Annotated in this window: 14 protein-coding genes and 1 other annotated feature; of the genes, 1 reads left to right on the top strand and 13 read right to left on the bottom strand. The window is 30.6% G+C overall.

Going from position 1 to position 15,280, the window contains the following annotated elements; all coding sequences use genetic code 11:
* The 6 genes from rpoB to RWN11_RS04920 all read right to left on the bottom strand — a co-directional run.
* On the bottom strand, window positions 1-3,701 hold a 3,701-nt coding region (gene rpoB, locus RWN11_RS04945; protein WP_314160672.1), incomplete at its 3' end, for a DNA-directed RNA polymerase subunit beta.
* A 150-nt stretch (window positions 3,702-3,851) separates the two neighbouring features.
* On the bottom strand, window positions 3,852-4,448 hold the full coding sequence (locus RWN11_RS04940) for a class I SAM-dependent methyltransferase (protein WP_314160671.1): 597 nt from the start codon (window positions 4,446-4,448) through the stop codon (window positions 3,852-3,854).
* 153 nt (window positions 4,449-4,601) lie between these two features.
* Window positions 4,602-4,964, bottom strand: coding sequence for a 50S ribosomal protein L7/L12 (gene rplL, locus RWN11_RS04935; protein WP_003146330.1), 363 nt, complete (start codon window positions 4,962-4,964; stop codon window positions 4,602-4,604).
* A 52-nt stretch (window positions 4,965-5,016) separates the two neighbouring features.
* Window positions 5,017-5,517 carry a 50S ribosomal protein L10 gene (gene rplJ, locus RWN11_RS04930; protein WP_003146331.1) on the bottom strand — a complete coding sequence of 167 codons (501 nt, stop codon included), beginning with the start codon at window positions 5,515-5,517 and terminating at the stop codon, window positions 5,017-5,019.
* Window positions 5,518-5,549: 32 nt separating this feature from the next.
* Window positions 5,550-5,681, bottom strand: a sequence feature (ribosomal protein L10 leader region).
* An 82-nt stretch (window positions 5,682-5,763) separates the two neighbouring features.
* Entirely contained in the window at window positions 5,764-6,501 is a 738-nt protein-coding gene (locus RWN11_RS04925; RefSeq protein WP_314160670.1) for a MerR family transcriptional regulator, read from the bottom strand.
* Between the two features lie 127 nt (window positions 6,502-6,628).
* Window positions 6,629-7,156: a QueT transporter family protein gene (locus RWN11_RS04920; RefSeq protein WP_314160669.1), complete on the bottom strand. Its 528-nt coding sequence runs from the start codon at window positions 7,154-7,156 to the stop codon at window positions 6,629-6,631.
* A 374-nt stretch (window positions 7,157-7,530) separates the two neighbouring features.
* Here RWN11_RS04920 and rpsT point away from each other — a divergent pair, with 374 nt between their 5' ends.
* On the top strand, window positions 7,531-7,773 hold the full coding sequence (gene rpsT / locus RWN11_RS04915) for a 30S ribosomal protein S20 (protein WP_003145397.1): 243 nt from the start codon (window positions 7,531-7,533) through the stop codon (window positions 7,771-7,773).
* A gap of 96 nt (window positions 7,774-7,869) precedes the next feature.
* On the opposite strand, the gene RWN11_RS04910 is transcribed toward rpsT, so the two are convergent.
* From RWN11_RS04910 to RWN11_RS04880, 7 genes are all read right to left on the bottom strand, one after another.
* On the bottom strand, window positions 7,870-9,051 hold the full coding sequence (locus RWN11_RS04910; RefSeq protein WP_314160668.1) for a MalY/PatB family protein: 1,182 nt from the start codon (window positions 9,049-9,051) through the stop codon (window positions 7,870-7,872).
* 12 nt (window positions 9,052-9,063) lie between these two features.
* Window positions 9,064-10,149 (bottom strand): aminotransferase class I/II-fold pyridoxal phosphate-dependent enzyme, encoded by a 1,086-nt coding sequence (locus tag RWN11_RS04905; protein WP_314160667.1) that lies wholly within the window; start codon window positions 10,147-10,149, stop codon window positions 9,064-9,066.
* 176 nt (window positions 10,150-10,325) lie between these two features.
* A complete protein-coding gene (locus RWN11_RS04900) occupies window positions 10,326-10,979 on the bottom strand; it encodes a DUF998 domain-containing protein (protein ID WP_314160666.1) in 654 nt (217 codons plus the stop codon).
* Between the two features lie 68 nt (window positions 10,980-11,047).
* Window positions 11,048-12,028, bottom strand: a complete 981-nt coding sequence (holA, locus tag RWN11_RS04895) for a DNA polymerase III subunit delta (protein ID WP_314160665.1) — start codon at window positions 12,026-12,028, stop codon at window positions 11,048-11,050.
* Complete coding sequence (locus RWN11_RS04890; RefSeq protein ID WP_314160664.1) at window positions 12,028-13,953, bottom strand: ComEC/Rec2 family competence protein; 1,926 nt, start codon at window positions 13,951-13,953, stop codon at window positions 12,028-12,030. The genes holA and RWN11_RS04890 overlap by 1 nt, the downstream gene beginning before the upstream one ends.
* Window positions 13,953-14,417: a ComE operon protein 2 gene (locus RWN11_RS04885; RefSeq protein WP_314160663.1), complete on the bottom strand. Its 465-nt coding sequence runs from the start codon at window positions 14,415-14,417 to the stop codon at window positions 13,953-13,955. Before RWN11_RS04885 ends, RWN11_RS04890 begins: the two co-directional genes overlap by 1 nt.
* Before the next feature lie 2 nt (window positions 14,418-14,419).
* Window positions 14,420-15,055, bottom strand: coding sequence for a helix-hairpin-helix domain-containing protein (locus tag RWN11_RS04880; RefSeq protein WP_314160662.1), 636 nt, complete (start codon window positions 15,053-15,055; stop codon window positions 14,420-14,422).
* Between the last annotated feature and the right edge of the window lie 225 nt (window positions 15,056-15,280).

The raw sequence follows: 15,280 nt of genomic DNA, 5'->3' as shown, positions 1-15,280 counted from the left end.
TCATCTGTATCAGATAAAATTAAGTTAGCTAAACTTTGATATCCTTCTTCAGCATCTTCATTTGAAGCTGCAGCTTTTTCTGTTGCTTCTTCTGAATTTTCTTCATCGTGATCATGGTTGTGTCCATCATGGAAATCAATTGTATCTCCTAAATCGATATCACCCATATCTACTTCGTTATCTTCATTATCCATTACTCTGAAGTCCATACCTAGTGCTTGAAGTTCTTTCATAAGTACTCTGAATGATTCAGGAACTCCTGGACGTGGAATATTTTCACCTTTAACGATAGCTTCATATGTTTTAACACGACCATTAGTATCATCTGATTTGTATGTTAAGATCTCTTGAAGAGTATATGCAGCACCGTAAGCTTCAAGTGCCCATACCTCCATCTCACCAAATCTTTGTCCACCAAATTGAGCTTTACCTCCAAGTGGTTGTTGAGTTACTAATGAGTATGGTCCAATTGAACGAGCGTGAAGTTTATCATCAACCATGTGTGCAAGTTTAATCATGTACATTACCCCTACAGATACACGGCTGTCGAATGGTTCACCTGTACGTCCATCATAAAGAACTGTCTTAGCATCTTTAGCCATTCCAGCTTCAGCAACTGTAGACCATACATCTTCATCACTAGCACCATCGAATACTGGTGTAGCTACGTGGATTCCTAGTTGTTTAGCAGCCATACCTAAGTGTAGCTCTAACACTTGTCCAATGTTCATACGAGATGGAACCCCTAGCGGGTTTAACATTACGTCAACTGGTGTACCATCTGGTAGGTAAGGCATATCTTCTTCTGGTAAGATATTTGAGATAACCCCTTTGTTACCGTGACGACCGGCCATTTTATCCCCTACACGGATTTTACGTTTTTGGACGATAAATACACGTACAAGTTCATTTACACCGTTAGGTAATTCTGCACCATCTTCACGTTTAAAGATTTTAACATCAGCAACTACTCCATCAGCACCATGCGGTACACGTAATGAAGTATCACGTACTTCTTTAGATTTAGCTCCAAAGATAGCATATAATAATTTTTCTTCTGGAGTTTGTTCAGTTAATCCTTTCGGTGTAACTTTACCTACTAAGATATCTCCATCTTTAACTTCAGCACCAATACGAATGATTCCTCGTGCATCTAAGTTTCTAAGTGCATTTTCACCTACGTTTGGAATCTCACGAGTAATTTCTTCTGGCCCAAGTTTTGTATCACGAGCATCTGTTTCATACTCTTCTACGTGAATAGAAGTATAAACATCATCTTTTACAAGACGTTCGCTCATAATAACAGCATCCTCATAGTTATATCCATCCCAGTTTACGAATGCTACTACAAGGTTTTTACCTAAAGCTAATTCTCCTTTATCCATAGATGGTCCATCTGCAAGGATATCTTTAGGCTCTACTCTATCACCAACTTTAACGATTGGTTTTTGGTTATAAGCTGTAGAGTGGTTAGAACGTACAAATTTGTGAATTACGTAAGTATCTAAGTCACCTTTAATTTCTTTACTTTCTAGAGTTTCAATACGACGTACTTTAATTTTCGCTCCATCTACGTATTCAACGATACCTGGGTATTTAGCGATAACCGCAGCTCCTGAGTCACGTGCTGCTAGGTGCTCCATACCTGTACCAACGAATGGTGCTTCAGTAATCATTAATGGTACTGCTTGACGTTGCATGTTCGCTCCCATTAGGGCACGGTTAGAGTCGTCATTCTCTAAGAACGGAATACATGCAGTGGCAGCAGAGACTACCTGTTTAGGTGATACATCCATGAAGTTCATCATTTCACGAGGTTTAACTGTGTTATCTCCTCTGAAACGACATACTACTTCTTCATCTACGAAGTATCCTTTTTCATCAACATTAGCAGTTGATTGTGCTACTACGTATTTATCTTCTTGATCAGCTGTTAAATATTGTACGTTTTCAGTTACGTATGGACGACCTTCTACATCAAATTCAACTTTTCTATATGGAGTCATAATGAATCCAAATTCATTTATGCGAGCAAATGATGAAAGTGAGTTGATAAGACCAATGTTTGGCCCCTCTGGTGTTTCAATCGGACACATACGACCATAGTGTGAGTAGTGAACGTCACGTACTTCCATTCCAGCGCGTTCTCTTGTTAAACCACCAGGTCCAAGTGCTGATAAACGACGTTTGTGAGTAAGCTCACTTAATGGGTTTACTTGGTCCATGAATTGTGAAAGTTGAGAACTTCCAAAGAATTCTTTGATAATTGCTGTAACTGGTCTTACGTTAATTAGTTGTTGTGGCGTAATTTCATTTGTATCTTGAATACTCATACGTTCACGCACAACACGTTCCATACGAGAAATACCTACACGAATTTGGTTTTGTAATAATTCACCGATACAACGTAGACGACGGTTACCAAGGTGGTCGATATCATCTACACGTCCAATTAATTCAAATTCAAATCCGTCGTTATTTCTACGAGTTCTAATTAATAATAAGTAGTAGTTAATACTTGCTACGATATCAGCAATTGTTAATGTTAGAACATCTTTATTAGGTGCTCCATTACCAATTACGTGTAATACTTGATTATCAGTTAATTCATCGATATCGAAATCATTACCTACTTTAACTTGATTTACAATTTTGAATAATTGTAATTTTAGGCTATCGCTTCCATCAAGACTTTCATTCATATCGAATTCAACTACGTTAGCTGTAGTTCCTAATTCTTCATAAATTCCATCAATGATTTCACGTGTTAATTTAGTACCTTTTTCTACTAAAATTTCTCCTGTTTCTGTATCAACGATTGGTTCAACTAGAATTTGGTTTTCTAGACGTTCACCAACGTGAAGTTTGTTATTTAATTTGTAACGTCCTACTTTAGCAAGGTCATATCTTCTTGGATCGAAGAATCTACCGTGTAAAGTTGCTTTTGCAGTTTCTACGTTAGCTGGTTCTCCAGGACGTAATTTATCATAAATTACTTTTAACGCAGTTCCTGTATCTAGGTTTTCATCTTTTTCTAATGTGTTTAATAGCTCTGTATCTTCTCCGAATAATTTAATAATAGATTCGTCAGATTCAAAACCTAACGCTCTTATAAGCGTTGTTAAAGGAATTTTTCTAGTTCTGTCAATACGAGCATAAACTAATCCTTTAATATCTTTTTCAAATTCCAACCAAGCTCCTCTGTTAGGAATAACAGTTGTTTTATAGGCATTTGGAATATTTTTTACTTTAAGTTTGTCATCTTCTGTAAAATATACAGAAGGCGAACGTACTAATTGAGATACAATTACACGTTCTGCACCATTGATGATAAACGTTCCAGTTTCAGTCATCAACGGTAATTCACCCATAAATACTTCTTGTTCTTTAATTTCGTCACGTTCTTTATTAATTAAACGTACGCGCACTCTTAAAGGTGCTGAATATGTAGCGTCACGTTCTTTAGATTCATCGACATCATATTTAGGAGTTCCTAATTTATAGTCGATAAATTCTAAACTTAATTTATCATTATTACCTTCTATTGGTGATACATCTTTAAAAACATCTTTTAGACCAGTTTCTAAAAATTTATCATAAGATAATGTTTGAATTTCAATTAAGTCCGGTAAATCAATTACCTCTGATATTCTAGCATAGCTACGTCTTTGTCTGTGCTTACCAAATTTAACTTTTTGCAACTGTGTCACCTCTCAGCTTTTCTCTTAAAAACTAAAAAGAAAATATATACATTTTCTCTTACTTACTTATATAATTTTGGCAATTCTATCTAAAAGAAAATAGAATTACTTGCAATATATCATTTTATCATAGTCATAGCAAGTTGTCAATTATTTTACGGCTTTCAAGATATAGTAACCTTTATTTTTCGTTACTACTTCTACCCTTGAAAATGTATCTTCTAATAATTTTTTACAACTAGCCATTCCTTGTTTTTTTTGTATAACCACCCAAAGCTCACCTTGAGCATTAAGATGTTCATAACCATCTGTCATTATTTTATGTACAATTTTTTTCCCTGCTCTTATAGGTGGGTTTGTTAAAACTATATCAAAGTTTCCTTCAACATTGTCAAAGGAACTACTTTCTAGTACTTCTACTTCATTTTCTATTTTATTAAGTTCAATATTTTTTTTAGATAATTCTAATACTCTATTGTTCACATCTACCATAGTAAACTTAAATGTCGGGTATTTTTTCGCTAGGAATATAGATATAACTCCATAGCCGCATCCAATATCCGCAACCTTAGCATTTTCTTTAACTGTAGTGAAACTTTCTAACATTGTTTTAGTCCCGAAATCTACACTCTCTTTAGAAAATACTCCATTATCTGTATAAAATTTCAAATTCTCATTCGCTATTGTTGAGTTGATAATTTTTTCACGACTTTCCGTCGTCGGATTATTTGTATAATAATGTTCCATAATAAAGACACCTCTTAAAATGAAAGAAAATAGTATATCCCATAGCTAGACACTTGAGATATACTATTTTTGTTATTATCATCGTATCAAATATTCTCAAATAGAATATTATTGTTTATTTACATCTATCTTTTTATCTACTTAGAATAGAAATTATTTAACTTCTACAGTTGCTCCAACTTCTTCTAATTTAGCTTTGATTTCTTCAGCTTCTTCTTTAGAAACTCCTTCTTTAAGTGTTGCTGGCGCACCATCAACTTTTTCTTTAGCTTCTTTTAGTCCGTCTCCAGTGATTTCACGAACAACTTTGATTACTTTAATTTTTGAGTCTCCAGCGTTAGCTAAAACTACGTCAAATTCAGTTTTTTCTTCAGCAGCTCCAGCAGCAGCTCCACCAACTACAGCTACAGGTGCAGCAGCAGTTACTCCGAATTCTTCTTCAATTGCTTTTACTAAGTCGTTTAATTCTAAAACTGACATTTCTTTGATAGCGTCTAAAATTTGTTCTTTAGTCATTATAAATTTCCTCCGATTTTTAAATTATGTATTTTAATATATTTTTTATTTATTAAGCTTCTTGTTCAGCTTTTTGGTCTGCAACAGCTTTAACAGCTAAAGCAGTATTGCGCATTGGCGCTGTTAATACAGATAGTAACATTGAAAGTAATCCTTCGCGACTTGGTAATGTAGCGATAGCTTTAATTTCAGCTTGATCTGCAACTTTTCCTTCTATAACACCAGCTTTTAGTTCTAAGTTTTCGTGTTCTTTAGCGAAATCGTTTAAAACTCTAGCAGGAGCTACAGCATCGTCTGTTGAGAAAGCAAAAGCATTTGGTCCAGTTAGAACTTCGTCTAATCCTTCAATTCCTGCTTGCTCCATCGCACGACGAACTAATGAGTTTTTATAAACTTTAAAAGTTAAACCTTCGTTACGCATGTTGTTACGTAATTCTGTTACTTCCGCAACGTTTAATCCACGGTAGTCAGCAATAACAACTGAAGAACTTGCTTTAATTTCTTCTGCGATTTGATTTACTAACTCTTGTTTTCTCTCAATAGCTTTTGACATTGAACTTCCTCCTAAGTAGATTTATCAATTTCAGTACCATTAAAAAACCTTCTTGCATGCGAGAACATACAAAAAGGCACATAAGTTTCTTTTCGAATTTTGTCCTCGGTAGGTTAATTAAGGATTTCTCCCCCTACTGTCTACGGTACATTTTCAACTGACTTAATTATTCTAATATATAAATTTTCATTTGTCAATAGTTTTTTTAAAAAAATTCAAACTCTTTTTAAAATAGTTTTTACAATATTATTTATTTAATCTATCATTACAAAATATTTCTATAGCTTTAGAAATATACTCAGCTATCCCTTCTCCAAATTTATCTATATTATTCTTAAATTCTGGATTTTGAGAATATCCCTTTCCTATATACGAGAATACTTCAATACTACAATCAAATGCATACTTATTCATATAGTTATATAAATCTTCTACTTTAGATTGAACTTCTTTTTCTTCTATATTTAATCCATCTTGTTTATATTCAACCATTGAACGAAAAACACTATTAAATTTCTCAGCAACAATATCTTCTTTATCACTCTGTCTTTTTTTCGATTCTTCGATTGTTTCTTTTCCATATTTTTCTATAGCTTGATCTTCATACTTATTTAAGTCCTCTTTTTTAAATCCATTAAATTTTTCTTCTACAGTCATCGTTTGTTCTCCTTTATGTGTTTTTATTGTTTTTTCTATATTATAAAGAATTATTTCAAACTTCTCTTTTTCTTTTAAAATTAATTCACGTTGCTGTTCAAGTATTTTTAAACTATCAATATCTCCATCAAGTAATTCTTTTATATCATTTAACTTAAACTTTAGAAATCTATAAAATAGAATCTTTTGAAGTTTATCTAAATTCTCATCTGAATAATCTCTATACCCATTATTTAACTTTTCTGGAATTAATAATCCTATTTCATCATAATATTGCAGTGTTCTTGCACTCACTCCTGTAAGCTTTGCGACTTCATTTATTCTCATATTAATTCCTCTATACCTTATAATATTTCACTAGTGATAAATTTATTATACACTATCACGTTACGTTAGAGTCAATACTAAAATAAAAAAATCGCTAAGGAAATTTCTTAACGATTTTTTATGAATATTATTCAAATACTTTTTTAAGATTAATAGCTTTATTTAAGGCTTCTGTAATAACAATACCGATTACCATTACAACAACTTGTGATAATAAAAGTGATCCATAAATTGCTGTAAATGCTTCAAATTCGAATGGTACTCTTGCAGAGTTTTCACCACTAAAAATAGCAATTTCATATGCAATAATTGGCATACAAACCACTAAGTAGATAACAATATTAAGGATGTGTCTGGCGATTCTATTTTTCACAAATTTGAATACAAAAACACTGATAGCTAACGCTAAACCTGTTCCTAATGTTCCAAAGAACACATCTACTATACCAAGTGGACTAAAAATATTTGCTATTGCAACACCTAAAGTTATAGGGAACCAATATTTTTTACTAAATACCACTAATTGTGATAAAGACTCACTTATACGTAATTGAATAGCACCGTATGAAAATGGCGCGATAGCAACTGTTAAAACAACATAGATAGCTGCTATTAATGCTTGAATAGTTAATACTTTAACTGTATTATTTCTCATTTATATCTCCTTATCTTGTTCAAGAGAAAAGAAAGAAGTACTGATTTGAGAAACCAGTACTTCAGGTTTTTTTTATAGATGGATCTCTCAAACATCTTTTATTATAATAAAGTCAGAAGACAAATAACCTTACCTATGTAAAATTAAATATCAACGTCATATATACTAACACATATTATAGCTATTAGTCAACAAAAATCTAAAAAAAATATAAAAAATAAAGTATTACCAAAAAAATTCTAAAAATACCTTGCATTTACAATTTTAATATGATAAAATGAGGTAGTTGTATCTAACAACACTTAATTCATTGTAATTAAGAATATTAATTAATATTTCTTAGTAATAAAAATAAGGACCAGGAGGTGAATCGAATGCCAAACATTAAATCATCAGTATTAAGCGTAAGAAAAGATGCTAAAACTAATGCTGCTAACACAGCTAAAAAATCTGAAATGCGTACAGCTATTAAAAAAGCTAAAGTAGCTAAATCTGAAGGTGCTGCTAACGCTGCAGAGTTAGTAAACCTTGCTTACAAAAAAATCGATAAAGCTGCTAAAACTAACTTAATCCACAAAAACGCAGCTGCTAGATATAAATCAAACCTAGCTAAATAATTTTATTAACTACTCAGACTTCTGAGTAGTTTTTTATTGGAATAAAAGGAAGAACCTAGAAATCCTCTCTAAGCTCTTCCTTCTTTTTTTATTCTACTAGTTACAATTTTTAATAATTCTATCAATAGCCTCTTTTACATTATCTGGACTAGTCGCTAGATTTATCCTAATATACTTGTTGTAACCTTTACCAAACCAGTGGCCAAAATCAATCGCTAAACCACACTCATCTTGTATGAATTCTTTTGTTGTTTTCCCATTTAGAACTTTCTCTAAATTAACAAATGCTAAATACGTTCCTTCTAGTGGATAAACTTTAATTTCAGGTACTTTTTCTGCTAGAGTTTCACGAAGTAGATTGTAATTATACTGTACGGTTTCCTTCAATCCCTCAAGCCATTCATGACCTTCTCTATATCCTGCTTCTAAAGCAATTTGTCCTAATAGACTTGGTTCCGCTTCTAAGTTCTCTTTTTTATACGCATCAAAGACTTTTCTTACAGCATCATCAGGAATTAATATAGTTGCATGAACTAATGATGCAAGATTGAATGTTTTTGAACCTGAGTTAGCTACAATAAGCCGATGATTATACTTTCCATCTTCTAACGCTAACGCTGAAATTTGTTTATGATTCTCATATGTGAAGTCTTGATGAATTTCATCAGATAATACTAGAACATCATATTTTTCACAAATTTCAAAAACACGTTTTTGTTCTTCTAATGTCCAAACTCTACCTACTGGATTATGAGGTGAACAGTGAATATATAATCTTACATTGTTATCACGAATCTCTTTTTCGAATGTAGCAAAATCTATTATAAACTCACCATTTTCCTCAAGTAACGGCGATTCAACTAGTTTTCTACCACTATTTCTAATAGAATTAGCAAATGGATAATATACAGGTGGCATAATTATAACTGAATCGTCTTTTTTCGTGTATGCATGAATTACCCACAAAATTGCTTGAACAATACCAGGAGCAAATCTTATCCATTGTTTTTCTACATTGATATCATATTTTTGTTTGTGCCATTTTTTATATTGATCATAATAACTTTCAGGTAACTTAGTATAACCGAAAACCCCATGGTTAACACGCTCAATTAATGCTTTTCTTATACTATCTGGTGTTTTAAATTCCATATCAGCTACCCACATAGCAAGAAGATCTTTATCTCCAAATCTCTCCTCTAAAGCATCCCATTTTAAACTATTTGTATTTCTTCTTTCAACGTAATACTTATTTACAAATTCTTCTACTCTACTCATTGTTTCTGTCCTCTATACTTCTAAAGCTTGTGCAAAATCTTCTAGTAAATCTTCAATATCTTCAACACCTACAGATATCCTTAATAAATCTGGTGTAAGACCATAAGAAAGACGTAACTCTTCTGGAATATCGAAATGTGTTTGTGTTGTAGGATAAGTAACTAATGTTTCTACTCCTCCTAAACTTTCAGCGAAAGTTGCTACTTTTAACGAACGTAAAAATTTATCAATTTTAGAAGCATCATGAAGTTTAAAACTTAACATAGCTCCTTTTTTCGGATATAGAACTTCTTTAACATTTGGATTCTTTTCCAACTCTTCTGCTAATTTCATTGCATTTTTTTCTTGCTGATTAAATCTTAATGGTAAAGTTTTTAAACTTCTAACGAATAACCAACTATCAAACGCAGACAACACCGCACCTGTAGTATTAGAAATCCATGCTAATCTCTCTCCAATTTGTTCATCATTTGTAATTACTGCTCCAGCTAAAATATCGTTATGACCTGTTAAATATTTTGTAGCTGAGTGAACAACAATATCAGCACCCATAGTTAATGGCTTTTGTCTTAACGGCGTTAATAAAGTATTATCAACAATCAATAATGCATTCTTTTCTTTAGAAATTTTCGCAACTTTTTCTATGTCAACTTCTTGCATTAATGGATTAGTTGGTGTTTCTATAAATACAGCTTTAGTATTTTCTGTAATTTTTACTTCAAGATCTTCCTCGTCAGTGAAATAGATGAATTTCTGTGCACCTTTACGTTCAAGTTCATCAAAATATCTAAAACTTCCACCATATAAATCTCTAGAAACAAGAAATTCACTATTTAATTCAAATAATTCAAAGACTAATTGGATTGCACTCATACCTGAACTCGTTGCTATCGCACGACACCCTTCTTCAAGTTCACATAATCCCTCTTCTAAAATTGTACGAGTAGGATTTTTCGTTCTTGTGTAATCATAACCTGTACTCTCACCTAGTCCAGGATGAGCATATGCTGTAGATAAATATATCGGTGTTACAATCGCACCCGTTGCTTTGTCTTTTCTATTTCCTAATTGAGCTAATTTAGTTTCAATTTTCTTCATTAAATAATACCTCATTTTATTAATTTCTTTTCAACATTACTATTATAACATTATGTTTACATATAATAAACTGATTTATCTGAATTTTTTGTTTTTTTCTGAATATTTTTTGATTAAGGCTTTCTAATTATTTGAAATAAAAAGATTATTTGAATCTGATTCAAATAATCTTTTACTTAATACCTCTTCTTTAAAAACACAATACCCGTTATTAATTGCCATATTGTTATTGGATAAACAGTCATTCTTTCATAAATAGCTACAACTTCTGAAAGACTATTATTAATTGCATTATTCATAAATCCTGCACTAACTAAACCTATAATCCCTAACAATATAGAAACAACACCGTATTTTTTATTTTCTTTAAATAATGCTACTCCACTTAATAAAGCGGTAAAATTCCCACCTAAAAACGATAATCTCGCACCTAAACCATGGAGTCCATCTTCACTAGGAACACCACCTTGATATAATCCCACCAAGACACTTCCAATAGCAAAGACTAACGGAGTTATTATAAACAGAAAACCAAACCTTCTTATTTTTAGTTTTTCAAATACTAGTAAGTAATATGCAATGAAAAAACCAACTCCCGTTGCTATAAAATCAATATTCATAAGAATAGCTAATCTTGAAAATCCATTTGGAACCCCGTCAACTACTAGATGCTGATAGACTCCTAATGAACTAATAAAGTGCTTTGAATATACTTTCCCCAAAGGAAAACCAGTTCCTAGAGCTGCAATAAATTCACCTACTACATAGGTAATACCATTTAATATAAATAACAAAGCTCCAACATGTATTATATTTTTTTTATTATCCACCAAAATCTCCTCTGCAACATAATTATTCTTATTTTAGTATAATTAGTATAGAATTACAAAAACAAATGCTATTTTAGCTCCTCGATTAATTTATTAATAAACAAATCTAATATCAAATATTTATCCATATACGAAGATTTCAATAACTTATCATAATCAGCAGCTAAAATTAATGTCTTCATAATTTTGTCTACACTATAATTTCTAATACCTTGTGCCGCTAGTTGTACTCTATATGGATGTACTCCTAATTCTTTAGCTATATCCTTTTGTGAATAGTGTTCATTTAAAAGCACTTTAACCTTATAGTACATTCTTAACTGACCACTTATTAACGATAACAAGAAGATTGGTTCTTCTTTTTTTAATACCAACGAATTATAGACTACTCTTAATTTCAAATAATTTTTCCCGAATAATTCGTTAGTTAAACTGAACACATCGTATTCTAAACTTCTTGTCGCTAGTAATTCGATGTCTTCTCTAGTAATTACTTTCTTCTCATCACAATAAAGAAGTAGTTTTTCTAATTCTTTTTTTATATTAGCAAAATCTAATCGTGTATAATTCACAAGAAATTCTGCGTCATCTTTTGAAATTTTCAAATTAGCATCAGCAACAGTTTTCACTATATAGCTAGCTATTTCCTTTTCATTAAAATTAGAAAACTCCTTAACTTCTCCTACTTCTTTAATTTTTTTTATAAGTTTTTTTCTACTGTCAATCTTTTCTGAACTCTTTAGAATCAATACGACTTCTTCACTAATATTATCCAAATAACTTATTAATGTATCCACATTGTGTTCTACTTTAATCTTCTTAGGTTTAGCAAGTAGAAAATTACAATTTTCTGCAACTACTACTTTTTCATTCCCAAATAAACCACTACTTCTACATTCATACACTAAAGACTCCAATGTATTTTCATGCATATTTATTTTTATATAGTTAAACTCATCAAGTTCTTTCAAATACTTTTTTGCTATATTTTTTTCATAATCATTAATGGCTTCAAAATTTTCACCATATATTACATAGACATTTTTCATTAATTATCTACCTCAACTTCAAATTCAGAATTCTTATTCTTTACTCTAACTTTTTTATTATAATAATAAATAGAACTCTTTCCAAATTTCATCTCTGTATTCTCTTTAAGGACAATATAATCTATTTTTTTATACTGTGCCATATTTTTTACTTCTGATAATTTATTTTCTAAACTATCTATTACAATAACTTTTCCTACTACATCTCTTGCTAGAAGATCTATAGAATAACCACTTTTATTCTTTTTCTCAGAAGTTAAAAGCAAATACTCAAATTTATTTTTTCCTTCATAATCCAAAAGCAAATCGTACTGATTTATTATATCATAATCCTTGTCTTTTTTTCTGTAATCTGTATAAAAATTTTGAATATTATTAGATGTATTTATCAATAGATTATTCTTATTTTCTCTAATATATAAAACACTCTCTTTCCCTATTTTTATATCTTCAATATATGTTTTAGATATATATGTAGCTCCTATACAAATTAAAATTATTCCCAGAATTCCATAAATAGCATTCATATATTTAAATTTATTCAAGTTTATCAATATAGTTAAAACAACAATAAATATAGCAATTATAAAAAATATATTTAACTTACCTATGCGAATGGGCTGAGCAATTAGAAACAGCTCCTGAATTTTATCAAATATATTGAAAATAATATTTAATATTGGTCTACAAATAATATTAAACACCTGGGCATTTATTAGGAATACAAGATAACTAAAAATTACTAATGGAAAAATCACAATACTAAAAATTGGTACTAAGATAATATTACTAAATACAGAAATATAAGTTATAGTATAAAAATTATACAATAAAATAGGAATACTACCTAGTGTAGAAATAACACTAATTCTGAACGCTCCATGAACTTTGTTTCTAGAATTTTTTATATAAGTTCCAGACATCAATAGACAGAATGTAATTAAAAATGATAATTGAAAACCTATATTAAAAATATAAAATGGATTATACATTATTAATATTAGAAAAGTAAGCAACAAACTTCCAAGTTTATCTATATTTTTCCTTCGTAACAGTATGTAAAATACAATCATAAAACCTGCCCTGAGAACTGATGCACTAGCTCCGCTAAGCAACATATACAATGGAATTATAATTAAGATAATTTTCTCTATATAATCAACACTTATCCTAAATTTCAACAAAATAAAATAAATTAGAGAAATGAGTACACCTATATGTAACCCTGAGATTGCTAATAAATGACTTGTTCCTAAATTTTTAAAAGAGTTCACATCATCTTTTAACAAATAACTTTTGTCTCCAAAAATTAAAGCTTGAAAATAACCACTTTTATCAAAAGAAAGTTCTCTATTAATTTGTAAACTTAATTTATTTCTAAGTGTTAAAAATTTAAAATACATTGAATCTATATTTTTAACATCATGAATTTCGTTAATAGTTAGCCTTTTAAAGATTCCCCTATTCTCATTATATTTTTTATAATCAAATGAATAAAAATTAGTCTTTTCTGAAATATCTTCTATATTAGCACTTACTAATAGTTTTCCACCCCAAAATTTTTCTTTGAAAAATTTCTTTTCATCTTCACTTTTTACAATATAACTTACTAATACCTTCTCATCCGAAAGGTAACCAATAGAAGACACATAGGCTCCATTAACATCAAATCTATCAGAAACTACTAGTTCTAAATTTCTATTTTCAACATTACCTAAATGAGTAATGTTATTCTTTTGTTCATATGCTCCCCGAATAAAAAATACTAAGAAGACTATTACACAAATAATAGTTTTCCTAGCATTAAGATTTTTATTTTTCCAAGTTATCAGTAGAAAAATAACAATACATAGCATAGATATTATTACATTAAAGTTTAATAATATCGCCCCTAATGCTAGTAAAGAAAATTGTAAATAAATCATTACTTTTTATTTAGTAACCTTTCTACTACATTGTTTACATCGTAATCTACTTTTCTTACGACAACACCTGATTTTTCTAATAACTCTCGAGCATATTCATTATTTCTATAATCATTTGCATAGCAAATTTCCTTTATCCCTGCTTGAATTATAGATTTTGTACAATTCAAACATGGAAAATGTGTAACATAAATAGTTGCACCTTCAGTTCCAACACCGAACTTAGAACATTGTAAAATAGCATTTATCTCAGCGTGAATTGTTCTTACACAATGACCTTCTACTACTTTACAACCAACATCTATACAATGTTCGTCACCTTTGATCGAACCATTATAACCACCTGAAACTATTCGTTTGTCTTTAACTATCGTCGCTCCAACAGATAATCTACTGCAAGTCGATCTAAGTGATAATAGGTGGCTTTGAGCCATAAAGTACTCATCCCAACTAATTCTCTGCATAACTATACCTCTATTTTATCTTTAATTTTCTCAAAAGTAGATTTTCCTATGCCTCGTACTTTTGTAATATCTTCTTTCTTTTTAAAATCCCCATTTTTTTCTCTATGTGCAATTATTGCCTCAGCTTTTGTTTTCCCAACTCCTGAAATTTTCATAAGTTGTTCTTTACTTGCTGTATTTATATTAATCACATCCCCACTAGATGAACCGGTGCTGCCACCATCAGTCATTTGTTTCGGTTTTTCACCATGTTTAAGGACATAAATAACCATCTGATCTTTTACCTTTTGACTCAAGTTCAAAGTAGAAGTATCAGCATCATCCAAAAGTCCACCAGCTTCTTCTATTAAATCTTTCACCCTTTTATCTTTTGTAGTCTCGAAAACACCAGGATGTTTTACCGAACCTTTGACATCAACAAAAATCTTTTCATCGTGTTTTTCTTCAGTTTTTTCATCCTTATTTATCGACTCACTACTGGTATTAGAAAAACTAACATCACTATAATCTTCTGTCTTACTTTGATTAAAATAAAACAAACCACCAATTATTACAACAAAACTACAAAGAAACGCCAAAACTATAGATTTAACATTTTGTCTAAAAAATAATATGACATCTTCCTTCTTAATATTCATATTTCTCCCCCCTACTACTAATATTATATCACTAAATTTATGAGATTAATACTTAAAACATAAGAAGATACAATATTCTTAAAATTATCATTTTAACCCCCAACTGTTCTCAGTAAAAAAGACTATAGAACTTTATTAGGGAGTGACTCAAAAATCGTGATTTCAAAGAAATCGATTTTGTCGAGTCACCCTCGCACAGTTTATTAGATATCTAAAAAGCTTTTA

Source organism: uncultured Gemella sp. (assembly GCF_963519265.1).
GTDB lineage: Bacteria > Bacillota > Bacilli > Staphylococcales > Gemellaceae > Gemella.
Note: the sequence above shows the minus strand (reverse complement) of the source record. Positions and strands in the feature narration are given on the sequence as shown.

Bases quoted from the DNA above. Each gene is read 5' to 3' on its own strand.
- RWN11_RS04925 (WP_314160670.1), bottom strand. From the start codon at position 6,501: ATGAGAATAAATGAAGTCGCAAAGCTTACAGGAGTGAGTGCAAGAACA.
- RWN11_RS04880 (WP_314160662.1), bottom strand. From the start codon at position 15,055: ATGAATATTAAGAAGGAAGATGTCATATTATTTTTTAGACAAAATGTT.
- RWN11_RS04905 (WP_314160667.1), bottom strand. From the start codon at position 10,149: ATGAAGAAAATTGAAACTAAATTAGCTCAATTAGGAAATAGAAAAGAC.
- rpsT (WP_003145397.1), top strand. From the start codon at position 7,531: ATGCCAAACATTAAATCATCAGTATTAAGCGTAAGAAAAGATGCTAAA.
- RWN11_RS04890 (WP_314160664.1), bottom strand. From the start codon at position 13,953: ATGATTTATTTACAATTTTCTTTACTAGCATTAGGGGCGATATTATTA.
- RWN11_RS04910 (WP_314160668.1), bottom strand. From the start codon at position 9,051: ATGAGTAGAGTAGAAGAATTTGTAAATAAGTATTACGTTGAAAGAAGA.
- holA (WP_314160665.1), bottom strand. From the start codon at position 12,028: ATGAAAAATGTCTATGTAATATATGGTGAAAATTTTGAAGCCATTAAT.
- rplJ (WP_003146331.1), bottom strand. From the start codon at position 5,517: ATGTCAAAAGCTATTGAGAGAAAACAAGAGTTAGTAAATCAAATCGCA.
- rplL (WP_003146330.1), bottom strand. From the start codon at position 4,964: ATGACTAAAGAACAAATTTTAGACGCTATCAAAGAAATGTCAGTTTTA.
- RWN11_RS04885 (WP_314160663.1), bottom strand. From the start codon at position 14,417: ATGCAGAGAATTAGTTGGGATGAGTACTTTATGGCTCAAAGCCACCTA.
- RWN11_RS04940 (WP_314160671.1), bottom strand. From the start codon at position 4,448: ATGGAACATTATTATACAAATAATCCGACGACGGAAAGTCGTGAAAAA.
- RWN11_RS04920 (WP_314160669.1), bottom strand. From the start codon at position 7,156: ATGAGAAATAATACAGTTAAAGTATTAACTATTCAAGCATTAATAGCA.